Source organism: Bacillus sp. FSL K6-0255, assembly GCF_045040725.1.
Taxonomy (GTDB): Bacteria; Bacillota; Bacilli; order Bacillales; family Bacillaceae; genus Bacillus; species Bacillus subtilis.
In genome coordinates this window covers 882,682-903,358 of the sequence record NZ_CP150278.1, presented here as the reverse complement: position 1 = coordinate 903,358, position 20,677 = coordinate 882,682, and the positions used below count along the sequence as shown (strand labels likewise).

Below are 20,677 nucleotides of genomic sequence, written 5' to 3'. Positions count from 1 at the left end.
TACAAAAAAATCTTATATCCTTCGTTAAAAGGATATAAGATTGATGTTTTAGTTCAAATTTTGAATGGTAAATAAGTGCTTGTATTGGCTCTCATAGTTCATGAGTTCATCATGGGTTCCGATTTCAATGATTGTCCCGTTTTCCATGACAACAATCTTATCCGCATGGGTGATTGTCGATAAACGGTGGGCGACAACAAAAGTTGTTCTATCCTTCGCCAGTTTGTCCATCGCTTCTTGAATGTAATGCTCACTTTCCAAATCCAGAGCTGATGTAGCTTCATCTAAAATGAGGAGCGGCGGATTTTTCAGGAATACCCGCGCAATTGAGATCCGCTGCTTTTGTCCGCCTGAAAGCTTAACGCCTCGTTCTCCCACCCGGGTCTCATATCCTTCTGGAAAACTCATGATAAATTCATGGGCATTTGCAGCTTTGGCGGCTTCGATTATCTCTTCAAGTGTGGCATCAGGCTTGCCGATCGCGATATTTTCCCGAATCGTTTCACTAAATAAAAAGGTATCTTGAAGCACCATACCAACCTGGTTGCGAAGGCTTCTTGCTTCATAATCGCGAATATCCGTCCCATCAATCAGCAGTCTGCCGCTTGTTACATCATAAAATCTTGGGATCAGGCTGACGAGCGTTGATTTTCCTCCTCCGCTCATGCCGACGAGAGCTACAGTTTCTCCTCTATTTACTTTTAAGGATACATCATGAAGAATATTTTCTTTGTCCTTCTCATATTGAAACGAAACGTTTTGAAACTCCACTCCTCCGCGAATCTGATCGGCCTTTATCGCATTTGGTTTGTCAGTGAGTTCATAGGGCTCGTCAATAAATTCAAACACCCTGTCCATTGATGCGATTGACTGTGTCAAAGTTGTAGAGGAATTGATCAGCCTTCTAACAGGGTTGTACATTCTGTCAATATATCCGACAAACGCGACCATTGTTCCGACTGTCAGCGGTCCATTAATGACAAAATACCCGGCGCACGCTATGACGATGAGCGGCGCCAAATCTGTAATGGTATTAACGACCGCAAAGGTTTTCGCGTTCCAATTCGTGTGGCGGATGGCTTTATCTAAGAAATGACCGTTTTTCTCATTAAATTGAGCCTGTTCATGATCTTCTATCGCAAAGCTTCTGATGACAGGCATGCCTTGAATGCGTTCATGCAAATGCCCCTGCACTTGAGCAAGAGCCTGTGAGCGCTCCCTTGTCAGCTTTCGTAAACGGCCGTAAAAATACTTCACTGATATTCCGTATAATGGGAATAAAACGATAGAGATCAGCGTTAATTTAACGTCCAGTGTGAGCATGATAGAGATTACAATCAAAATCGTCAGCATATCGAGCCATATATTCATCAGCCCTGTGATGACGAAATCCTTTGTTTGTTCTACATCATTAATCACTCGGGAAATGACTTCCCCTGTTCTTGTATTCGCGTAAAAACGAAGGCTCAGTTTTTGTATATGGTCAAACAGCTTAGCTCTTATATCATAAAGCACCTTGCTGGCAGTCCACTGGGCAAAATATTGCCGGTAATATTCAACAGGCGGGCGCAAAATTAAAAATAAGGCGAACATGATCGCCATAATCGTGAACAATGACGTGGTTTTGTCACTGGCCGTGCCGCCTCCTTGAATAATGTCGTCAACTACGTACTTCAGAAGCAATGGGAGAGCAAGCGGAATGGAGAATTTTACGATCCCGATTAACACTGTAACGAAAATTTGCTTCTTATAAGGTTTGACGAATTGCATGTAGCGTTTCATAACCCCCACGGTTGATTCCCCCTCTCTCTTTATCATGATGTGTGTGAGCCCATGTGAAAAACCTGTTGTACCCCGCAACAGGTTTTTACGTAACCATTATTTTGTATAGCGCAAATACCGTTCATACCACATATCGACAAACTCGGGCGCAAACGGTCCCTGACGCTGGTGAATCCAATGGAGCAGCGTATTTAAGTAGTCTCTTAAAATACTGTCGATTTCTTTTGGATAATTCATGGCTTTCCGATGATCATCATATTCGTCTTCATCGAGAATATTGTAGGTCATGTCAGGAAAAACCTTAACATCTAAGTCATAATCAATATATTTAATTGCTTCGCCATCATAGGCAAACGGAGAACTGATGTTGCAATAATAATGAACCCCGTCTTCCCTCAGCATCCCGATGACATTAAACCATTGTCTTGCGTGAAAATAACAGATTGCGGGCTCTCTGGTTATCCATGTCCGGCCGTCTGATTCGGTTACCATCGTCCGGTCATTGGCTCCGATGACACACATTTCTGTACTTTTTAAGATTGTTGTCTCATTCCAAATTCTATGAATCAGCCCGTTGTGCTTATAGCTGTGAATTTGAATGGTTTCTCCTTCCTTGGGATAGCCCATATTTCTCCCCTACTTTCTATAAAGCCCTACAGTTAGTATGTCCAAATTTGCTTACCGACAACGTCTTTTACCTATTATAACGTTACAAATTGAAAAATGAAAATAAAAGAGCCATTCCGGCCGGGGAATGGCACATTCCTGCACTACACAAAGGAAGACGGCTTTTCTGAGCTGCGATATGAACGAATGACCTGCTCTGTCTGCTTTTGAAACATATCCTGTATATCGGCAAGGTGTTTCCGTTTTACCGCAATTTCAGCCTGAATCCCACGCAGCCTTGCATCCCTTTCCAAATGCCGGAGTTCCGCCTCAATTTGTTTGCAGCGGTCGAGCTCTGATTGGAGATCGAGAAGCTTATCCATCGTTTTCATCTGTTCACTTACCAGCTTTTCAAATTCGGTCATCGGTTCCTCCTTCAGCCTGATGAAAGTATAAACATTTCCTCCTTTAATCATTTCGATCTCCATAAAGCAAACCCTTTGACTCATTCTGTAGACCTTCCACAAGTTTTGTCGTTTTTCAAACAGAAAAAAGCACTTCCACCCGAAGATGAAGTGCTTTTTTCTGTTTCAGTGATTAGCTGTTTTGTTGTTTGTTTTGTTCAGCAGATTGGTTTTGCTGTCTTACCTGCTGTGCGTCAGTTTCACTAGCGAATTCAGTGCCGAATTGACCTTGTTGTCCAGCTGATTGCTGGTTTTGTTTTCTGACTTGCTGAGCGTTTGTTTCGCTAGCAAATTCAGTGCCAAATTGACCTTGACCAGCAGCTGATTGTTGGTTTTGTTTTCTAACTTGTTGAGCGTTTGTTTTGCTGAAGTTATTTGAGTTAGCCATTGTTATCACCTCCACGGTCATTAGAATGTGCAGGTGATCGTATAGCTATTCCTCTTTTTTAAAAATTTTTAAACGAGCAGTGAGCGTCCGCCGTCAACGATAATTGTCTGTCCGCGGATCATGTCAGCCTTGGAAGACACTAGAAACTCCACAGTATCAACCATGTCTTTAATTTCGACCATGCGTCCCGCCGGCGTATTTTGGCGCGCATCCTCAAGCAGATCTTCTCTATTCGGGAAGTGCTTCAGCGCATCTGTGTCGATCGCTCCGCCTGAAACAGCATTGACGATAATTTGTTTTGGTGAAAGCTCAACGGCAAGATAACGGGTTAAAGCCTCTAACGCTGCTTTTGATACACCGACCGTGGTGTAGTTTTCAAGATAGCGGATAGAGCCTAATGAACTAATGCTGACAATATGCCCGCCACCGTTCTTCTCCATTAGCTTGGCAGCTTCCTGAGCGCAGAAAAGCAATGCTTTCGCATTAATGTTCATCGTCCAGTCCCAGTGTGTTTCTTCTAATTCCATGACAGGTCTTAGTACTCCTGAAGCGGCATTATTGACAAAAACATCAAGTCTGCCGAACGTTTCATCAATTTGCTGAAACATTTCTTTGATTTTTGCAGGCTGTCCTACGTTTGCTTTTACGACAAGCACTTTAACGCCAAGCTTTTCGATTTCTTCCGCTGTTTCTAATGCTGCTTTTTTGCTGCGTGCATAGTTAATGACGATGTTATAGCCGTTCTCAGCAAGTCTGATCGCGGCCGCTTTTCCGACACCGCGGCTGCTTCCTGTTACGAGTGCACATTTATTTTGTTCCATTTTTCCTCATCTCCTTGTAGCGTATAGTTCTTTTATTTCCACAAACAATAATGGCAAGAACTTTAAAGGGGGTCTTCTGTTATGTATGTCGGACGTGATATGAGCGAATTGAACATGGTTTCCAAAAAAGATTGGAAGAACAGTGAACTCGCTTATTTTCATCATGCCTTTCAGCAAATTATGCCTTATTTGAACGAAGAAGGCCAATCAAAATACCGGGAATTAACGCAAGAAATTGAAGCGCGCGGCGGAATGAAGCGCAATGAAGCGGACTACAGCCACGGCACGCGCGTCTCTTACGATTAAGAATGGTTTACGGAGCAGCCGAGATGGCGGCTGCTTCTCCTGCCATCTTCCAGATTTTTTGATGTGACACCGGGAACGCAAATTGTTCGAGCTCTTCTTTCGTTACTTTTTTCAGCTTGCTGGTATCCGACACTTGTTTTACTTTACCGAAAAACACTGAAATATTCCATACCAGGTGGGTGAAAACATGCTCGACTACACCTTGCAGATCACTGATATCAGCTTGTATGCCATATTCGTTTTCTAAGAAAGCAATGAGCTGTTCACGCTCAGTTTTGATCCCTTTTTGTGTTTCAAGATTCGGGAATTCCCACAGGTTGGCGAGCAAACCTTTAGACGGCCGTTTGTGGATATACACTTGTCCGTCTTCATCAGTCAGTACGATCGCGGCCATGGTTTTGATCCCGGGCTTTTTCTTTTTGCTTTTTACCGGAAGCTCCCGTTCAGTGCCTTCTTCAAATGCTGAGCAATGCTGCTGAACCGGGCAAAGCAGGCATGAGGGTGATTTTGGCGTACAGATCAAGGCTCCAAGCTCCATCAAGCCCTGATTAAATTCAGATGGTTTTTCTTTGGAAATAAAAGCTCGTATGGCGTCTTCAAAGATCGTTCTTGTTTTTGGTTTGGCAATATCATCCCAAATAGATAGAATCCTGGACATGACACGCATCACATTTCCGTCAACCGCGGGAATGGGTTTATTGTAGGCAATGCTGAGCACCGCTCCCTTTGTATAAGGGCCGACGCCTTTTAACCCGCCAAAATCTTTCTCGTCTGGAGGAACAATGCCGCCGTATTCCTGTTTCACTTCTTTTACCGCGCTTTGCAGGTTTCTGACTCGCGAATAATAGCCGAGCCCTTCCCATGCTTTCAGCACCTTTTCTTCATCAGCATCAGCGAGCGCTTCCACTGTCGGGAATTGTTCTACAAACCGGAGAAAGTAAGGAATCACTGTCTCTACTCTCGTTTGCTGCAGCATCACTTCAGATACCCACACCTTATATGGATCTTGGTCCTCTCTCCACGGCAAAACGCGCTGCTCTCGTTCAAACCATGAGATTAAATCATCGCGAAATTGCTGTATGTCTTTTTGTTTTAATTTGTCTTCAAGTACGTTCATATGTGTTTCTCCCCAGTCTTTCGCGCCCCGCTTTTCTTTAGACTGTTTTTTGTTGTACACTAAGGGCACAGTACGATAATATGTTACATTAAATAGTAATAAAGAAAAAGCGGAAACATATGAGAACGATTGAATCAGTTTAAAAATTGGGTATATGAAAATGGGGAATTTCTTACAAAGTGAATGTGCAGGATCACCCTGCAAGGAGGTCACCTATGGATACGGGCACACATGTCGTTATGGGCATCGCACTGGGCGGTATTGCGACGCTTGATCCTGTTGTCGGATCAGATCCGGCAATGGCTCACGCTGTTATGATCGCAACGCTTGCGGGCTCTCAGGCTCCGGATATTGATACTGTGTTAAAGCTTAAAAACAATGCTGTTTATATAAGGAATCACAGAGGATTTACCCATTCAATTCCCGCCGTTTTGTTTTGGTCTGTCATCATCCCGGCGATTCTGTATTTATTTTATCCTCAGGCCGATTTTCTGCACCTGTGGCTGTGGACACTGCTGGCAGTCGTTCTGCATGTCTTTGTTGATATATTCAACGCCTATGGAACACAAGCCATTCGTCCGTTTTCGAAAAAATGGGTTGCGCTCGGGCTGATTAATACGTTTGATCCGTTTATTTTTATCAGCCATCTGGCAGCTATCGCGATTTGGTATGCAGGCGGGAGTCCCGGCATCACGTTTCTCAGCTTATATATCATATTGGTAGGCTACTACTTGGTGCGCCTGATCATGCAGCTGAGAATTAAACGGAAGCTTCATGAGATGATTCATGATGAGATCGAAAGCATTATTATTTCTCCAACGATGAAATTCAGGCAATGGCGAATCGCAGTGACGACAGCACATGCTTTCTATGTAGGAAGAAGCATGGAAGGACATGTCGTGATTCTGGATACATTTAATCGGGTGCCTGTTCCTGAAACCGATGTAATGCATGCGGCAAAGCAGGATGATAACATCGCGGCGTTTCTGTCCTTTTCTCCGGTATACCGGTGGGAAGTGGATACGTTTAAAGATCATTATGAGGTGAGATTTATCGACCTGCGTTATCGGAGCAAAGGCCATTATCCGTTTGTCGCAATTGTTCATATCGGCCATGATCTCACGATTCGTTCATCCTATACGGGATGGATATTCAGCGAAGAAAAACTTCAGAAAAAATTAAAGCTCGGCTCTATATAGAGCCGGGCTTTTTACGTCTTATATAAAAAACAGCAAGCAGCAGACTGACGAGAGATATGATCGCCGATATTTTGAAGTATGGCGGATAGTAAGTCAGCTCAATGTGATTGTCTCCCTTTTGCGCCTTGAAGCCTATAAAAGCATAATCCGCTTTTTCGATCTTCTGTGTTTTTCCGTTGATCTTCAGCTCCCAGCCTTTTTCATATGGGATCGGAAGCATGATGTACTGGTCTTTTGACAGATGATAGGCAAAGGTCAGTCGATTTTTGTTCCAATTCAGTTTGTCTGCTTTCTCTGTTTTATTTTGCATTACAGCGTTTTTCAGCGTTTGGTAATTTTCTTCATAGAGCGCTATGTTTCTCAGCTCATAGGTTCCTTTCGGAAGATTGATTGAGATATGGCCTGATTTAGGCACTCTTACCGTTATATTATTTACTCCGGTTTTATAGATCGATTTGTTCGATTTCCTTGTTGTGACATAATCATTTACCTTTAACGTAAATCCTTTGTCTTTTGCTTTGTTTTTCAAATAAAAGCTGACATAGTAGTCTCCCGGAGCGGATGATGGCTGTTTCGGGGTGATGATCAGCTCTCCTCCGTTTTCTCCAGTTACGGTTAGCAGCCCGTTTTGATACTGGGCTTGTTTTGCGGTGATGTCCGACTTGGTGATCAAATTGGACGGTTTTGGTGTCTGCTCCGTTTTTCCTGATGGATCTTTTAATATAATTCCTTTCAGCATCGCCTGTTCTTTCGCAAGAGCGGGCAATCGATCCAGCTCACTTTCGCTGTATATGGCATCCGCTGTTTTAACGAATGGAAGCATGTACTGATTCTCATAAACTGCATAATGCTCTGTTTCTAAATGCTTTTTGAAGCCGTACGGGACGCTGGCTTCGTTTGTTTTTTCGGTCATATAATATTTGCCGTAAAGCAGGCTGTATAAATTCGCCCTGTCTCCCAATGACGCGTAACGGCTGACGCTTTCCCTGCCCATATCGATGCTTAAATCATTCCAATAGAAGGCCAGCAGATCTTTGTTTAAAATGCTGGAATACGCGCTGAAGCCATTAAATCCGTAAATGATTGGCGTATTATTGCGGACCCCGTTCATCCAGTCGATTCTCATGAGCGGATCATCGTCTTCCTTCTGTAAACGTCTGATGAGCTCAGATGATTCCCGCCCTCTGTATTCCTCACTTGTAAGATATTCTTTTGTCACACTATCCAAATCGCCGCCTTCTGAGAGCGCGTATTTTTGATAGGAGTTGGCGACAAACAGCGAAGAAAGAATGATTATACCGTACACAGCCATTTTTGCCCGTTTTTTCGCAAAAGCTGCAGCAAACAAGGCTGCGATTGTCATGAGTAAGAGCAATAGAATACTTTCATTCGCAGGCTTCCATATATCGAGCTTATACCTTTGAATATGATACAAGTAAAGAAGCAGGACGACAGCTGCGGCCGGGAGCAGTTCTTTCCGTTTCAATTCAGACAGCTGTGACAAACCAGCCGCAGCTGCTCCCGCAATGGTAAAGGCCAGAACATATTCAAACCGGTTTTGCGGGGCGGAAAAACCGTTAAAGACGCTTGCCGCATACGGACTGAAATGAAACAGAATGAACAGCAGGCTCAACCCGGCAAAGAGACGAAACACACGGTTTTTGTAAAAAGAAATAATAAACAAAAACAGCAGAAAAGCGGCCGGCACAATGATGATCCGGCTCGAAAATAAGATATTATCATCGAAATTGAGCCACTCTATTTTCTGGCTGTATGGAGGGCGCAGGTTGTTTAAAAAACCGTATACTACCGGCACAAACGCCGCCGCACTGATGCCAAAAGAAATGAAGCCTGAAACGAGAAATAATCTGATTTGAATCCATCTTTTCTCTTCATGTGGTTCCAAACGGATCAGCCATCTGAACAGCACATAGATTCCGATGAATATAAGGTTTATGTATGCAAAGTAAAAATTGTTGATTAACGTCAGCGAACACGCAACGATAAACCACGCCGGACGCCGCTCTCTAATAATTTTTTCTGCACCAAGCACAAGCAGCGGAAGCCAAACCATTGTATCGGTGAAAAATTCCCAATACGCTTCGTGACGGAAATAAATAATTGAGACGCCGTATAACACGGCTCCCGTGAACGATGCCGCCCTGTGCTTAAGAAGATAATGAAAAACAGAAGCGGACGTAAAGATGATCAAGCTCAATTTAAAAATACTGATGAAAACAGCTGACTCTGCCCAAAAAAGCGTATCCGCTTCTCCGATCAGCTGGACGGCTTGAAGCAGCCAAACAGCGGCGGACACAGCAAGAAAAAGAAAAGACGCGGAAAAATAATAGCCGAGCTGACTGAATGTGCCGCCGCCAAGTCCGAATGAATAATTGTAGAAAAAATTCCCGTGTGTATATTGGTCAAATAATAATTTTTTAAATACGATCATTTGCGCAAGCCCGTCACCCGGACCTGTCATATACCTGCCTTCCGCCCATTCTTTCACAAAAAAAGCGTGTGCCAGAACGGACACCAGCAAACTGGCCGCATAGATCATGATATGTTTTCTTTTCATATAAATTCTCCAGTCTTGCTTTTAAGATAATAGACACGCAAAAAAAGCACTGCCAATGGCGCTTGGTATTTTCAGTGCATTTTTGTCAGACGCCGCATGCTTTTTAATTCGTTCGTTTCAGGCAGGTCTTTGTTCGGGATATTCGCCTCTTTGATCAAATAATGCGGGCGTTTTTTTGTTTCATAATAGATTCGGCCGATATATTCACCTATAATTCCAAGGCTTAACAGCTGTACTCCGCCGAGAAATAACACTGCTGAGATAATGGTGAAATACCCAGGCACAGAAATACCGTTAGTCAGAATTTTAACGAATGTGGCAATGATATAAATGATGGAAAGCAGCAGGATGAAAATGCCTGTATAAAAACATAATCTCAGCGGCTTATGATTAAATGAAACGACGCCGTCCATTCCGTAGTTAAACAGACTGCTGAACGACCATTTGGAGGTGCCGTTTTTTCGTTCGACATTTTCATAAAATACAATTTTCTGATCAAAGCCAATCCAGCAAAAAAGGCCTTTTGAAAAGCGGTTTCCTTCGCTCAGCTTCAAAAGTGCATTCACAGCTTGGCGGCTTAACAATCTGAAGTCACCGACACCGTCACGCAAATCGACTTCCACCGCTTTATTAATGAACTTGTAATACATAGATGATAAGAGTGAGCGGACAAAGCTGTCCCCTTTTCTGTTCCTTTGGGCAATGACTTGGTCATACCCTTCTTCGTAGCCTTTGATAAATTCCTTCAGCAAATATGTCGGATGCTGCAGATCGGCATCCATTACAATAACCGCCTCGCCCTGAACATGCTCAAAGCCCGCCAAAATTGCGGCTTCTTTTCCAAAGTTTCGAGAAAAAGATATATATTTTACCCGGCTGCACGTCGCTGCCAAGTCTTTGATCTGCTGAAGCGTGTCATCAACACTTCCGTCGTTTATGAAGAATATTTCATAGTCATAATAAATGTTTTTAAATTCCTTTTTTAAAGATTCATGAATGAGTTTGACATTATACCCTTCATTGTAAGACGGGATAATAATCGAGATTAATCCTTGCTTCATTAAGGCACCTTCTTTTTATTATTCTTTTTAAGTATTGCCTTAGGGGAGTTTTACACAAATCTTCAGTAAGGCTATTCCTTTTTTTAAAGTCGTTTAAACCTGTTTTTTGTTACAATTTTATGGTGACATTCATGATTTTTAATGTTATTTTGTCATGTTTAAAACAGACTATGAAAAAAACGCACAGAAAAAGTCTGCCATTATGACAGACGGATGGAGAGAAATTTTAGCTTATTGATTCTTAAGATATTCCAAAATCAGCTGATTGACGATGGCTGGCTTTTCGTGGTTAATCCAATGGGAAGCTTCATCAACAAAGATGAGATGTCCATTCGGGCAATGCCTTTCCGTCTCTTTCGCAAGCTTCCTGCTCAAAAAGCGGTCTTCCATTCCCCAGATCATTCGGTAAGGTACTGTTTCGTAAGAGGGTTTCTCTGCCAAGCTTCCTTTTCTGAGGGCTCTGTACCAGTTCAGCATAGCTGTCAGTGCGCCCGGCTGTTTCCACGCTTCTTTGTACCTGCTGACATCCTCGGATGTAAAAAGCGCGGGACGGTCGGATAATCCAATCGCTTTGTCTAATGTTTCATAATCATTTTCCTTTAGTGATGCCTCCGGTATATCGGGGAGCTGGAAGTATGCGATATACGAGCTTTTCAGCCATTGCGGCGGATAAAGCGGCGTTACGGTTTTCATGACGTGCGGGTGCGGAATATTGATCGCGATCAGTTTTTCAAGATATTCCGGGCGTGTGGAAGCCAAATGCCATGCAACAGCCCCTCCCCAGTCATGCCCGATGACAATTGCTTTTTCATCAGTGAATTGCGTAATAAGCCCGATGATATCATCTCTTAATGTATCAATCCGATACGAATCAATTCCTTCCGGTTTGTCACTGAGATTGTAGCCCCGCTGATCAGGAGCAATGACCCGGTAACCCGCATCAACAAGCGGTTTGATTTGATTTTTCCAGCCGTACCAAAACTCAGGAAATCCATGGAGCAGGACAATTAACGGGCCGTCTTCCGGTCCTGCGGCTGCAACGTGGAGCGTGATTCCGTTCGTATTGACAAACTGGCATTTAACTCCGTCCACTTCTATCTCCTCCTTGACTGTGCGTCATGATTTTCAGCCTTTTCTCCGTTAGCATAAATGTTATGACACTGGCGGCAATCAGCAGGATAAGCTGAAGAATAAACAAGTTTGATCCCAGCAGCAAACCCATTCCCGCAATCACCAAGCCTGACAGGATCATTAATGATGCACTGTAACGGTTCGCTTCATTCCATAATCTTTGATCTGACATTGAGCGTCTCGTTCTGTATCCGTACACACTGTTGATCGATTTGGGAGGAAACAGTTTGATCAGTATGCCCGCAATGATCATAAGCCCTCCGCCGACTAAACCCGTCATATCATCATCTCCTTTCTCATTGTTACGTGCAGAAAGAAGAAATGTTTCATGCATAGGCAAAAAGACAAGCCTCGGCCTGCCTTTTTATCGCATTTGTAAATCCTTTGTGTGAATATAGCCTTTAACTCCGCCATAATCCACGAACCCCCAAGTGAAGTCAAATCCGCCGTTTTCACTGAATCCCCACCCAAGTATTGTCACCTCTGTTCCAGATGAGAGCTGTTTAGCTTTTCCATTTTCGGGCGTCGGTGCATAGAAGGCTGTCTGTTTCGTTGTTTTCGCTTGGCTTGCGGTTTTCATTAAAAAGTGAGTTGAAATATATGCTTTCTTTCCTTTGAAATGAATTTGAGCCCAATCGGCATTTACGAACCTATCGACTTTTACCTTTTGTTCTGATGATACAGTGCCGAGAATATCACCTTCATGATTTGGCTCAGTCCGGACATTCAGTTTTCCTGCTTTTATGATGTAAGTATCGGATGATGGCATGCTGACAGATATGTCGTGAAGGGGCGCAGCTTTTGCTGCGGGAGCGGAATGAAGTGCTGTCAAACCCAGTCCTGCGGCAGCTGTTAAAGCGAGCATTACTTGTTTCTTTTTCATATAAAGCTCCTCCTCGCATTTTGACAAGATATAAGTGGTATTCCCTGATTGACAGGCTGGTGAAACATGTTTTGTTTATGATTTCTTCCTGTTAAGGTAATTTTAAGAAAATGAAAAAACCTGCCGGTCGTTAACGGCAGGTTTTTAGTGCAAAAGGCCTCTGCTTTGATTTAAGTAATCATTCACGTCGTTACGGGAGCTTTGAAAAAGGTGGAGCTGGCCGCCATAGTTTTCAATCCATTGTGTGACGATTTTTTCAGTCATTTTTTCACCTTGATAGGCGTGTCCGGCTTTTGCATAGGTTGCTTCGAAATCGCTCCATAACAATTCCACCCACGTTTTTGCCTGTATATAGCTGATCATCTCGTTCTTTTCCAGAAGCAGATTAGTCAGTTTCTCAATGTACATATTCATGTGTGCAGTCTCCTTTCTTCAGGAAAAAAATAACGCTTTATTACGTGGTGTTCTCCATATACTAACCTTACGTCTTCATCTGGAAAGACGCAACTTTTTGATCTCGAATCTAGGGGGATATGACATGGTCCGAAATAAAGAAAAAGGATTTCCTTACGAAAACGAAAACAAATTTCAGGGTGAACCGAGAGCAAAGGACGACTATGCTTCAAAGCGTGCTGACGGATCTATCAATCAGCATCCTCAAGAAAGAATGAGAGCCTCAGGCAAACGGTAAAGAAGAACAGCTGCATACACTGCAGCTGTTTTTACCCTTTATTGACTTGATATTCGTAGACGCTCTTCTTTTCTGATAAGTGTGCGAAGGTAGAAAGCACAAGTCCGCATGCAGTCATAAGCGCACCTCCTGCAAACAGCCAGGAATAAGAGCCTGTTCCGTTTAAAATCATTCCGCCGATCCATGCACCAAGGGCATTGGCAAGGTTAAATGCTGATACGCTGACAGCTGCGGCAATGGTTGTGCCGCCCTCAGATGAGGAAATGACCTTTGTTTGCAGAAGAGGCGGCGTGCCGAATGCGCATGCCCCGAATAGGAACGTTGCCACAATGGCTGCAGCCGGGTAAATGGCGATGTAAGGAAATACAGCCAGAACACCGATTAAACCGATCATTACGCCGATCATCGTCCGAGTCAGCAAAGGCAGCGGTACTTTTCCAGCAAAGAAATTCCCGGCAACGCCTCCCAATCCATACGCAAAGAGAGCACCTGTAATGCCAACCGTGCTGAATCCGGCTGAATGCCTCAAAATGGGTTCGATAAAGGTGTAGGCGATAAAGACACCGGAATAGCCTAAAATGGTAATCGCGAAGGAAAACAGCACTTGTTTGTGTTTAAAAACCCCCCACTCATTCATAAGCATTGGGATCACTTTTGGTTTTCTGTTCGGCACGGCAGCCATAAGGCCTAAAAATCCGATGACACCAAGTGCCGTAATGATGGAAAACACCGCTCTCCAATTCAGGACATCTCCGAGATAAGAGCCGAATGGAACACCAAGCATTAGAGCCACTGTCAGTCCGCCGTTCATTGAAGCAGCAGCTGCAGCACGCTTTTCCGGCGGAACCATTTCACTTGCGAATACCATGGCAATCGCGAAGAAAGCGCCGTGAATGGACGCAGATAAAATTCTTGAAATGGCCAATACCGCAAAATTCGGCGCCAGTGCGCTCATCAGGTTGGAAAGGATAAAAACCGTCATCAGCCCAAGAAGCACAGGCTTTCTCGGAAGCTTGACGGAAATGATGGTGACGAGCGGCCCTGTCAAACAAACGCTTGCCGCATAAGCCGTGACAAGAAGCCCTGCGGATGAAACCTGTATATGAAAGTCATTGGCAATCGACGTCAAAATACCCATCACCGCGTATTCTGTATAGCCGATTGAAAATGTACAAATCATAAGAACAAATATAATAAATTTTACAGATGGGTTTTTGATACTCAACGTCATCGCCTCCTTTGATTTTAAAAAACAACGAGTTTCATCTTAAAAGATTTTTCAAGTGAATTCAATGATTTTTTCTTTAAGAATTCGTGTAAATGTGCTGCAAACAAAAAGAGGCTGATCATCAGCCTCCCCGTTACGCTTTATTCTTTTTCTTTCAATACTGAGATTGGCAGCGCTTCCTCTTGCTGAGGGGAAGAGGTTCTGTATCCCCATGCGAAAACGCCATTTAAATAACTAATGGTAAACTCGTCCTCAGTGTTTTCCACACGATATGTTTCTCCCGGTGAGTAATCTTCCGGGTTCAGCAAATATGCTTTTGCCATCGTAATTTTCCGTTCGAGCACTGCCAGTTCGTTTATGATTCCATGCTGTTCGGCTTTTCTTGCTTTTTCAGAAAGTAATGCGATTTCGGTATTGAGTTCGTGAGGTGTCATTTGACTGTATCGTTTCTCCATTTCAGTACTCCTCTTCCTGCAGTAATTGCTCGATTAAATCGAGTGAGAATCCTTTGCGGAATAAAAATTGTTTGACCTTCATGGCGCTTTCATATGAGCCGTCATAGCGGTATTTTCTAAACGCTTTTTCCGCGTGAAGGCGCAGCGCTTCTTTCTCTGTGTCTTCATCATTTTCATATTCAATCTGATCCATCGCCGCGCTGATAACATCAAATGAGAAGCCCTTGCGCTGAAGCTGCAGCTGGGCGCGCTGTTTGAGTTCTTTCGTCGAAAGCTTTTTATCTTTTTTGAGAAGCTTTTCAACATGCTTGACCGCTTCCTTTGTCTGATCTTCAAAGGAAAAGGAACTTAGCGCCTCCTTAATTGTATCGTCATCAATTCCCTTCGCTCTTAGCTCTCTGAACAAAACATCAGGGCCTTTTCCGTTTGTTTTTTTGTGAGTGCTGACATAGGCTGAGGCAAATTCCTGGTCGTTTAAGTACTTGTAATCGTTAAGCCGATGGATGACTTCCGCAATGACGGGGGGCGAGGTTTCTTTTTTCTTTAAGTGGTCCTCGACCTCTTTCGTCGACCGCATTCGATAGGATAAAAAGTCAAGCGCACGGTTGAAGCCTTTCTTCACTTCATCGCCGTATTGAATTTCAATGATGTCAAGATCATCGAGTTCTTTTCCCTTCTTGAGCTCAAATTTCACGAGCACATCCGCGTCCACGCTGAAGGCGTATTTATCATCCAGAAAAATATTGAAGCGTTCCGTATTCTTTTTTTGCGTTGATATTTTTGTAATAAACGGCATCTTAATCTCCCTTCTCAGGCCTGAAACGCGTTTTCTTTTATTACAATGAGGTAAAGTATATTTATTAGAACGATGAGGAGAGATGTTCATGAATATCGCAATGACGGGCGGAACCGGTTTTCTCGGCCAGCATCTGACAGGCGTTCTTACCCGCCAGGGACACCATGTTTATATTTTATCAAGAAACGCAAGGGAAACTGAACAAAAAAATATGACATATGTCCAATGGCTGTCGGAAGGAGCCGCACCGGAGCAGGAACTTCCTCATATTGATGTCTGGATAAATCTTGCGGGAAAATCGATTTTTGGCCGCTGGACAGAAAAAACGAAGCAGCACATTCTCTCCAGCCGTATCAATGCGACGCGTGAAGTGCAGCGGCTTATTCAGAAACAGAAGGAGAAGCCGAAGACATTGATCCAAGCCAGTGCCGTGGGCATTTACGGCACAAGCCTTGAGAAAACTTTCACAGAGGATTCTGCAACGTCAGATGAGGATTTTCTCAGCCATACTGCACACCTGTGGGAAAAGGAAGGACAGCATATTGAGGCGATGGGCATCAGGACGGTTTATGCGAGATTTGGCGTGATGCTTGGAGAAAAAGGCGCTCTCCCGCTCATGATTCTCCCCTATAAGTTTCTGGCCGGCGGAACGATCGGAACGGGAAGGCAGTGGCTGTCATGGATTCATGTCGAGGATGCGGCCCAGATGATCCGATATGCGGTGGAAAACGCCGGCATCTCAGGCCCAATGAATGTCACCGCGCCCAATCCTGTGGACATGAAGCAATTCGGAAAAACGATTGCACGGGTGAAGCACCGCCCGCACTGGCTCCCCGTCCCGGAATTCTTTTTATCAAAAGCATTGGGTGAAATGAGTCTTTTGATTGTGAAAGGACAGCGCGCTCTTCCGAAAAAAGCGATAACCTCTGGATTTCGTTTTACATATTCGGATCTTGAATTTGCACTCTCACAGCTCATAGCGGACCGAAAGACTGTATAAAAACAGCAGGATGCGTCAACCTTAAGAATAACATGGTTGAAGGAGGTCCTTTTTATGGAAAAAAAGAGGGAGAAGCACCAGCAAGGCGCCAACCTGAAGAAAATGCAGGAAGTTCTTTATTCAGGCGAATTTAAAAAAGCGGAAAAAGCTGCTAAGCGGAAGTAGGAATACATAGCCCCTTAAAACCAAATACTATATTTGTTTGATATCACTTTTTAGGGGGAATTTGATATGGGCAGAAATCATATCCACAAAAACCGTGATAAAAACAAACAAAAGCTTCCACAAGTTCCCGATGCATTAAAAAGGGAAACTGACGGCGTTTACGAAGAATATTCAACCGAGCTTGCTGATGCAGATGACCGCGAAGCGCAAGAGCGTGCGAAAGCAGCCGACAACAGAGCGAAAAAGAAATCTCGTTAATGAAAAACCCCTTGTCTCCGTTTGAGACAAGGGGCTTTTTACATTTCAGTAAACCGGTCGCGGATCGGTGTGCGTTTTTTCACTTCCGGCGCCTCGTCAGGATAACCTGTTTGTATGATGGCGGCGAAACGCTCATTATCCTGCAAACCAAAGGCCTGATGGACTTCTTTGTCATAAAGGATTTTTCCGCTTTTCCAAACCATGCCGATTCCTTTTTCCCAAGCAAGAAGCTGAAGATTTTGAATTAACGAGCTTGTTGCCGCAAAATCGTCGTCCCGCGCTCTTTCGTTTTCATCTTCCTGAAACACGACGAGGAGAAATCCCGGAACGCGCCCAAGTGTGTTTTTGAAATTTTGAAGCTTTTCCTCTGTCATATCCGGCTTGGATTTCATAGAGAACGCTGCAAATGTATTGATGAGGTTCGCTTTACCTGTCTCACTGGAAACGTAAATAAATCTCCATGGCTCTGTCACTCTGTGATTTGGCGCATATTTTGCCGTTTCAAGCATGTCAAGAATGACTGCTGAAGGTACTGGCTCTTGTTTAAACTTTCGAATCGATCTTCTGCTGCGTATGATGTCCCGCAGTACTGAATGCTGATGTATTTGTTCGGTTTGAGGCATACCGTCTCACCTTCCTATGCAATTGAAAATGATTATCATTTCATAATAATAACGGAAAGTGCATCTTTTTGTAAACCATCATCCGTATTAGAATTTAAGAATACGGGTTTCTGAGTAAACGGCTGTTCCTGTCATGTTCACTTTCACATGGCCGCCGGCTTCGTTCATTTCGATCTCCACTTTTCCATCTTTTCCAATTTCCTGCCCTTGTTCAATGATAAATTTATGCTGCTCGGCATTTCCATAATGTTTCATATAAGCCCCCATCACGCCGGATGCTGTGCCGGTCACGGGGTCTTCAATCGTTCCCGAATACGGGGATGAAAAGTGGCGTCCGTGCAGGTCGCTGTCGGGATGAACGGTTTCAAAGGTAAACGGATGGACTGAAGCTTTTGGCAGATCAATTAACACTTCCGGAAATTGTTTGTTATCTGGCACCATTTTTTTGGAAGCCTCCAATGATTTAAGTGGAACGATGGCTGTCCATATGCCAGTGCTGCCAAACACAATCGGAAGGTCTTCATGAAAATCCTCTTCGGTGATACCCAGTGCGTCCGCAAGTTTTTTCCGATCGCCTGTAAATGGTTTGAATTGCGGAGAGGCCTGTTCAAGCGTGATATGAATACGGCCATCTTTTTCAGAAATCTTCACAGGCAGGATACCCGCTTTCGTTTGGATGCTGTACGTTTTACCGCTCTCCAGCATTCTTTTCTCACATAATGCGTAAAGAGAAGCAACTGTCGCATGACCGCACAAATTCATTTCGTGTCCAGGTGTAAAGTAACGGAGTTCAAGATCGGCCGACTCGCTTTTTCGGATAAAGGAGGTTTCTGAATACCCGGCACGCTCAGCTATGATCTGCATCTCGTCTTCCGTATAATCGTCTCCCTGCAAAACGACGCCTGCGGGGTTTCCTTTGCCGGGACTGCTTGTAAATGCTTCATATTTTAATACCTCTGCTTCTTTCATTCATCTGCCGCCCTTTCTTTATCAATGTCTCTGTCAGTATAGCAAAAATAATTACGAATCTTCAGTCATTATCAAAAAAACCCATTTTCTTTTTTAAGAAAATGGGTGTAACGATTAAGAATTTCTTGTTTTATAGAGCAAATAAATAAAATAAGGTGCGCCGATAGCCGCTGTAAAGACGCCGGCCGGCACTTCCACCGGAGCAAATAAGGTTCTGCCGACGATATCAGCTGTTAAAACGAGCAGAGCTCCAATAAGTGCCGACGCTGGGAGCAGCGCGCCATAAGATGAGCCGACAAGCCGTCTTGCAATATGGGGCGCCATCAGCCCGACAAAACCGATTGTGCCGGCAACTGAAACTGCACAACCAGTAAGAGCCGTACTCAAAAGTAGCAAGAAAAAACGATTTCGCTGCACAGCGCTTCCTGCACCCGCCGCAATATCTTCACCCAGCACCTGTATATTCATATTTTTTAGCGCGACAAAACAAATGAATAAGAGAATGACAGATAAGATAATAGCTATTTTTACATGCTGCCAGTTTGACCCATAAACTGACCCAGTGATATACACATTGGCTTGTGATGCTCGGTAAATCGGGCCTTTGATCATCAACAGGGTAGTCATCGCCTGCGCCGACATTGAAAATCCGATTCCGATAAGCACCAGCCGAAATGTGGAGGCGCCATTTTTGTATGCCAGTAAATAGACGATGAGCCCGACAGCCGATGCGCCGATAAATGCGGCTGCTGGAAGCCATGACAGACTGATCGTAAGTGAACTGCTGCGGTCTGAGAAGAACATCATTAAAAGCACGACCGCTACCGCCGCTCCTCCTGTTATTCCGATAATATCCGGAGATGCGAGAGGGTTTCTGACGAGCCCCTGCAATATCGCGCCTGCCGCTGCCAAGCAGACACCGGCGCATAAAGCCGTCAAAATTCTTGGCATGCGGAACGACATGATCATCAGTTCATCCAGCTTGGAACCTGCACCAAAGAATGTTTTTGCTACATCCCAGGGAGGAATAAACCTTTGTCCGAGACCTGCGCTTATGATGAGTACAGCAGCTGTTAACCCCAGTAAAATTAAAAAGACGATCCATGCTTTCTTTTCAGCCGCAGTAACGCCAAAACGAAGTTTCATAGCTTCGCCCCCCTTCTTGCGATGTACACAAACACAGGCATTCCGATGATGGCGGTCATGACCCCGACAGGAACTTCCTGAGGCATAATGATATATCGTGCACCGATATCCGCGCAAACAAGCAAAATGGCACCCAAAACAGCGGAAAATGGCAGAACCCAGCGATAATCATTACCAACGACAAAGCGGGCAAAATGCGGAATAATGATGCCGATAAAAGAAATCGGCCCGGCAATGGCGACAGCGGACCCTGCAAGCATGACAACACAAAGCGCCATCACAAATTTCAGCAGGCCTGTTTTTTGGCCGAGTCCTTTTGCCACATCTTCTCCCATAACGAGGAGATTAATTTTTTGGCCGAGAAAGAAGCAGATTACCAGCGCTGCCGCTGCATATGGAAACATCGTCATCAACAGATCCAGACTCCGGCCCTGCACAGAGCCAGTCAGCCAAAAAAGCACCTGGGCAAGCTCGAGTTCGTTGACAGACAGCAAGCCCTGTGTCAGAGAAGAAAACATGGCTGCCATGGCAGCTCCCGCCAGCGTCAGTTTGATTGGCGTCAGCCCTTCTCTTCCAAGCGAGCCTGCTGCATAGACGATCGCAGCGGTAAATGCTGCCCCCAGAAACGAGCTCCATACTAATGCCTGAGGTGACTGAATATGCAGAAAAAACGATCCGGCAACAATAAAAAAACCTGCACCGGCGTTAATCCCGAAAATCCCCGGTGACGCAAGCGGATTTTTTGTGAGCGCCTGCATGAGAGCGCCCGCGGCTGCAAGCGAGGCGCCGACGACTGTCGCAACCAAAGCGCGCGGAAGCCTGACATCCTTGATGATGACATGCTCATTTGTTCCATTGAAGGAAGTAAACGCCTGATAGACCTGTCTCCATGACGTACCTGTATAGCCATACACGACGCTTGCGCAGACAGCCGTCAGTAAAATGAAAATCAGACATACTAACACAATCCATTTTGAAGATGCCTTTTTGCAGATCATGATCTAATTCTC

General features: G+C 44.4%; 25 protein-coding genes. 6 read left to right on the top strand and 19 right to left on the bottom strand.

The features are described from left to right. Positions 1-48: 48 nt before the first annotated feature. The 5 genes from MHB62_RS04565 to fabL all read right to left on the bottom strand — a co-directional run bounded on the left by MHB62_RS04565 (position 49) and on the right by fabL (position 4,061). The gene (locus MHB62_RS04565; protein WP_032723011.1) at positions 49-1,791 is read right to left on the bottom strand and encodes an ABC transporter ATP-binding protein; all 1,743 of its coding nucleotides are present in this window, start codon (positions 1,789-1,791) and stop codon (positions 49-51) included. An 87-nt stretch (positions 1,792-1,878) separates the two neighbouring features. After that, on the bottom strand, positions 1,879-2,409 hold the full coding sequence (locus MHB62_RS04560; RefSeq protein ID WP_003223272.1) for a DUF402 domain-containing protein: 531 nt from the start codon (positions 2,407-2,409) through the stop codon (positions 1,879-1,881). 143 nt (positions 2,410-2,552) lie between these two features. Continuing rightward, positions 2,553-2,813 (bottom strand): YgaB family protein, encoded by a 261-nt coding sequence (locus MHB62_RS04555; RefSeq protein ID WP_003242708.1) that lies wholly within the window; start codon positions 2,811-2,813, stop codon positions 2,553-2,555. 172 nt (positions 2,814-2,985) lie between these two features. After that, on the bottom strand, positions 2,986-3,240 hold the full coding sequence (sspE, locus tag MHB62_RS04550; RefSeq protein ID WP_003233541.1) for a gamma type acid-soluble spore protein SspE: 255 nt from the start codon (positions 3,238-3,240) through the stop codon (positions 2,986-2,988). Positions 3,241-3,308: 68 nt separating this feature from the next. After that, positions 3,309-4,061 (bottom strand): enoyl-[acyl-carrier-protein] reductase FabL, encoded by a 753-nt coding sequence (gene fabL, locus MHB62_RS04545; protein WP_003223262.1) that lies wholly within the window; start codon positions 4,059-4,061, stop codon positions 3,309-3,311. A gap of 81 nt (positions 4,062-4,142) precedes the next feature. On the opposite strand from fabL, the gene MHB62_RS04540 reads away from it, so the two are divergent. Next, a complete protein-coding gene (locus MHB62_RS04540; protein WP_003233542.1) occupies positions 4,143-4,367 on the top strand; it encodes a hypothetical protein in 225 nt (74 codons plus the stop codon). A gap of 7 nt (positions 4,368-4,374) precedes the next feature. Here MHB62_RS04540 and mutY read toward each other — a convergent pair whose 3' ends face one another. Further along, positions 4,375-5,484, bottom strand: coding sequence for an A/G-specific adenine glycosylase (mutY, locus tag MHB62_RS04535; RefSeq protein ID WP_003243838.1), 1,110 nt, complete (start codon positions 5,482-5,484; stop codon positions 4,375-4,377). Between the two features lie 215 nt (positions 5,485-5,699). On the opposite strand from mutY, the gene MHB62_RS04530 reads away from it, so the two are divergent. Continuing rightward, positions 5,700-6,683, top strand: coding sequence for a metal-dependent hydrolase (locus MHB62_RS04530; RefSeq protein WP_003244136.1), 984 nt, complete (start codon positions 5,700-5,702; stop codon positions 6,681-6,683). Here MHB62_RS04530 and MHB62_RS04525 read toward each other — a convergent pair. From MHB62_RS04525 to MHB62_RS04500, 6 genes are all read right to left on the bottom strand, one after another. Beyond that, entirely contained in the window at positions 6,676-9,261 is a 2,586-nt protein-coding gene (locus tag MHB62_RS04525; protein WP_003233545.1) for a YfhO family protein, read from the bottom strand. The genes MHB62_RS04530 and MHB62_RS04525 overlap by 8 nt on opposite strands. Positions 9,262-9,332: 71 nt before the next feature. After that, the gene (locus MHB62_RS04520) at positions 9,333-10,322 is read right to left on the bottom strand and encodes a glycosyltransferase family 2 protein (RefSeq protein ID WP_003233546.1); all 990 of its coding nucleotides are present in this window, start codon (positions 10,320-10,322) and stop codon (positions 9,333-9,335) included. Between the two features lie 231 nt (positions 10,323-10,553). Beyond that, the gene (ephM, locus tag MHB62_RS04515; protein ID WP_003233547.1) at positions 10,554-11,414 is read right to left on the bottom strand and encodes an epoxide hydrolase EphM; all 861 of its coding nucleotides are present in this window, start codon (positions 11,412-11,414) and stop codon (positions 10,554-10,556) included. Continuing rightward, a complete protein-coding gene (gene spdL / locus MHB62_RS04510; RefSeq protein WP_032677433.1) occupies positions 11,401-11,733 on the bottom strand; it encodes an SdpC immunity protein SpdL in 333 nt (110 codons plus the stop codon). The genes ephM and spdL overlap by 14 nt, the downstream gene beginning before the upstream one ends. 84 nt (positions 11,734-11,817) lie before the next feature. Then, positions 11,818-12,336 (bottom strand): SH3 domain-containing protein, encoded by a 519-nt coding sequence (locus MHB62_RS04505; protein ID WP_032677434.1) that lies wholly within the window; start codon positions 12,334-12,336, stop codon positions 11,818-11,820. Positions 12,337-12,480: 144 nt separating this feature from the next. Next, positions 12,481-12,750 carry a YfhJ family protein gene (locus tag MHB62_RS04500; protein WP_003243789.1) on the bottom strand — a complete coding sequence of 90 codons (270 nt, stop codon included), beginning with the start codon at positions 12,748-12,750 and terminating at the stop codon, positions 12,481-12,483. Between the two features lie 124 nt (positions 12,751-12,874). On the opposite strand from MHB62_RS04500, the gene MHB62_RS04495 reads away from it, so the two are divergent. Beyond that, positions 12,875-13,027, top strand: a complete 153-nt coding sequence (locus tag MHB62_RS04495; RefSeq protein WP_003223241.1) for a small, acid-soluble spore protein K — start codon at positions 12,875-12,877, stop codon at positions 13,025-13,027. 31 nt (positions 13,028-13,058) lie between these two features. Here MHB62_RS04495 and MHB62_RS04490 read toward each other — a convergent pair whose 3' ends face one another. The 3 genes from MHB62_RS04490 to recX all read right to left on the bottom strand — a co-directional run bounded on the left by MHB62_RS04490 (position 13,059) and on the right by recX (position 15,506). Next, positions 13,059-14,252 carry an MFS transporter gene (locus MHB62_RS04490; RefSeq protein ID WP_080010604.1) on the bottom strand — a complete coding sequence of 398 codons (1,194 nt, stop codon included), beginning with the start codon at positions 14,250-14,252 and terminating at the stop codon, positions 13,059-13,061. Positions 14,253-14,395: 143 nt separating this feature from the next. Continuing rightward, positions 14,396-14,710 carry a YfhH family protein gene (locus tag MHB62_RS04485; protein WP_003233553.1) on the bottom strand — a complete coding sequence of 105 codons (315 nt, stop codon included), beginning with the start codon at positions 14,708-14,710 and terminating at the stop codon, positions 14,396-14,398. A 1-nt stretch (position 14,711) separates the two neighbouring features. After that, on the bottom strand, positions 14,712-15,506 hold the full coding sequence (gene recX, locus MHB62_RS04480) for a recombination regulator RecX (protein WP_003233555.1): 795 nt from the start codon (positions 15,504-15,506) through the stop codon (positions 14,712-14,714). An 88-nt stretch (positions 15,507-15,594) separates the two neighbouring features. On the opposite strand from recX, the gene MHB62_RS04475 reads away from it, so the two are divergent. From MHB62_RS04475 to MHB62_RS04465, 3 genes are all read left to right on the top strand, one after another. Continuing rightward, the gene (locus MHB62_RS04475) at positions 15,595-16,506 is read left to right on the top strand and encodes a TIGR01777 family oxidoreductase (protein ID WP_003244332.1); all 912 of its coding nucleotides are present in this window, start codon (positions 15,595-15,597) and stop codon (positions 16,504-16,506) included. Between the two features lie 54 nt (positions 16,507-16,560). Further along, positions 16,561-16,671 carry a YfhE family protein gene (locus MHB62_RS04470; protein ID WP_003223230.1) on the top strand — a complete coding sequence of 37 codons (111 nt, stop codon included), beginning with the start codon at positions 16,561-16,563 and terminating at the stop codon, positions 16,669-16,671. Between the two features lie 66 nt (positions 16,672-16,737). Next, entirely contained in the window at positions 16,738-16,929 is a 192-nt protein-coding gene (locus tag MHB62_RS04465) for a YfhD family protein (RefSeq protein ID WP_003233561.1), read from the top strand. Positions 16,930-16,967: 38 nt separating this feature from the next. On the opposite strand, the gene MHB62_RS04460 is transcribed toward MHB62_RS04465, so the two are convergent. The 4 genes from MHB62_RS04460 to MHB62_RS04445 all read right to left on the bottom strand — a co-directional run bounded on the left by MHB62_RS04460 (position 16,968) and on the right by MHB62_RS04445 (position 20,665). Further along, a complete protein-coding gene (locus MHB62_RS04460) occupies positions 16,968-17,552 on the bottom strand; it encodes a nitroreductase (protein WP_032723010.1) in 585 nt (194 codons plus the stop codon). 87 nt (positions 17,553-17,639) lie between these two features. Beyond that, positions 17,640-18,521 (bottom strand): PhzF family phenazine biosynthesis isomerase, encoded by an 882-nt coding sequence (locus MHB62_RS04455; protein ID WP_032723009.1) that lies wholly within the window; start codon positions 18,519-18,521, stop codon positions 17,640-17,642. Between the two features lie 114 nt (positions 18,522-18,635). Beyond that, positions 18,636-19,667 (bottom strand): iron chelate uptake ABC transporter family permease subunit, encoded by a 1,032-nt coding sequence (locus MHB62_RS04450; protein WP_003233568.1) that lies wholly within the window; start codon positions 19,665-19,667, stop codon positions 18,636-18,638. Then, positions 19,664-20,665, bottom strand: coding sequence for an iron ABC transporter permease (locus tag MHB62_RS04445; RefSeq protein ID WP_003242478.1), 1,002 nt, complete (start codon positions 20,663-20,665; stop codon positions 19,664-19,666). Before MHB62_RS04445 ends, MHB62_RS04450 begins: the two co-directional genes overlap by 4 nt. Between the last annotated feature and the right edge of the window lie 12 nt (positions 20,666-20,677).

Excerpts from the sequence above, each read along its gene's own strand:
- spdL (WP_032677433.1), bottom strand. The coding sequence starts at position 11,733 with ATGACGGGTTTAGTCGGCGGAGGGCTTATGATCATTGCGGGCATACTG.
- fabL (WP_003223262.1), bottom strand. The coding sequence starts at position 4,061 with ATGGAACAAAATAAATGTGCACTCGTAACAGGAAGCAGCCGCGGTGTC.
- MHB62_RS04525 (WP_003233545.1), bottom strand. The coding sequence starts at position 9,261 with ATGAAAAGAAAACATATCATGATCTATGCGGCCAGTTTGCTGGTGTCC.
- MHB62_RS04465 (WP_003233561.1), top strand. The coding sequence starts at position 16,738 with ATGGGCAGAAATCATATCCACAAAAACCGTGATAAAAACAAACAAAAG.
- MHB62_RS04455 (WP_032723009.1), bottom strand. The coding sequence starts at position 18,521 with ATGAAAGAAGCAGAGGTATTAAAATATGAAGCATTTACAAGCAGTCCC.
- MHB62_RS04485 (WP_003233553.1), bottom strand. The coding sequence starts at position 14,710 with ATGGAGAAACGATACAGTCAAATGACACCTCACGAACTCAATACCGAA.
- MHB62_RS04560 (WP_003223272.1), bottom strand. The coding sequence starts at position 2,409 with ATGGGCTATCCCAAGGAAGGAGAAACCATTCAAATTCACAGCTATAAG.
- mutY (WP_003243838.1), bottom strand. The coding sequence starts at position 5,484 with ATGAACGTACTTGAAGACAAATTAAAACAAAAAGACATACAGCAATTT.
- MHB62_RS04530 (WP_003244136.1), top strand. The coding sequence starts at position 5,700 with ATGGATACGGGCACACATGTCGTTATGGGCATCGCACTGGGCGGTATT.
- MHB62_RS04505 (WP_032677434.1), bottom strand. The coding sequence starts at position 12,336 with ATGAAAAAGAAACAAGTAATGCTCGCTTTAACAGCTGCCGCAGGACTG.
- MHB62_RS04460 (WP_032723010.1), bottom strand. The coding sequence starts at position 17,552 with ATGCCTCAAACCGAACAAATACATCAGCATTCAGTACTGCGGGACATC.
- MHB62_RS04540 (WP_003233542.1), top strand. The coding sequence starts at position 4,143 with ATGTATGTCGGACGTGATATGAGCGAATTGAACATGGTTTCCAAAAAA.
- MHB62_RS04475 (WP_003244332.1), top strand. The coding sequence starts at position 15,595 with ATGAATATCGCAATGACGGGCGGAACCGGTTTTCTCGGCCAGCATCTG.
- MHB62_RS04450 (WP_003233568.1), bottom strand. The coding sequence starts at position 19,667 with ATGAAACTTCGTTTTGGCGTTACTGCGGCTGAAAAGAAAGCATGGATC.
- MHB62_RS04445 (WP_003242478.1), bottom strand. The coding sequence starts at position 20,665 with ATGATCTGCAAAAAGGCATCTTCAAAATGGATTGTGTTAGTATGTCTG.
- MHB62_RS04520 (WP_003233546.1), bottom strand. The coding sequence starts at position 10,322 with ATGAAGCAAGGATTAATCTCGATTATTATCCCGTCTTACAATGAAGGG.
- MHB62_RS04470 (WP_003223230.1), top strand. The coding sequence starts at position 16,561 with ATGGAAAAAAAGAGGGAGAAGCACCAGCAAGGCGCCAACCTGAAGAAA.
- sspE (WP_003233541.1), bottom strand. The coding sequence starts at position 3,240 with ATGGCTAACTCAAATAACTTCAGCAAAACAAACGCTCAACAAGTTAGA.
- MHB62_RS04495 (WP_003223241.1), top strand. The coding sequence starts at position 12,875 with ATGGTCCGAAATAAAGAAAAAGGATTTCCTTACGAAAACGAAAACAAA.
- recX (WP_003233555.1), bottom strand. The coding sequence starts at position 15,506 with ATGCCGTTTATTACAAAAATATCAACGCAAAAAAAGAATACGGAACGC.
- MHB62_RS04500 (WP_003243789.1), bottom strand. The coding sequence starts at position 12,750 with ATGAATATGTACATTGAGAAACTGACTAATCTGCTTCTGGAAAAGAAC.
- MHB62_RS04555 (WP_003242708.1), bottom strand. The coding sequence starts at position 2,813 with ATGACCGAATTTGAAAAGCTGGTAAGTGAACAGATGAAAACGATGGAT.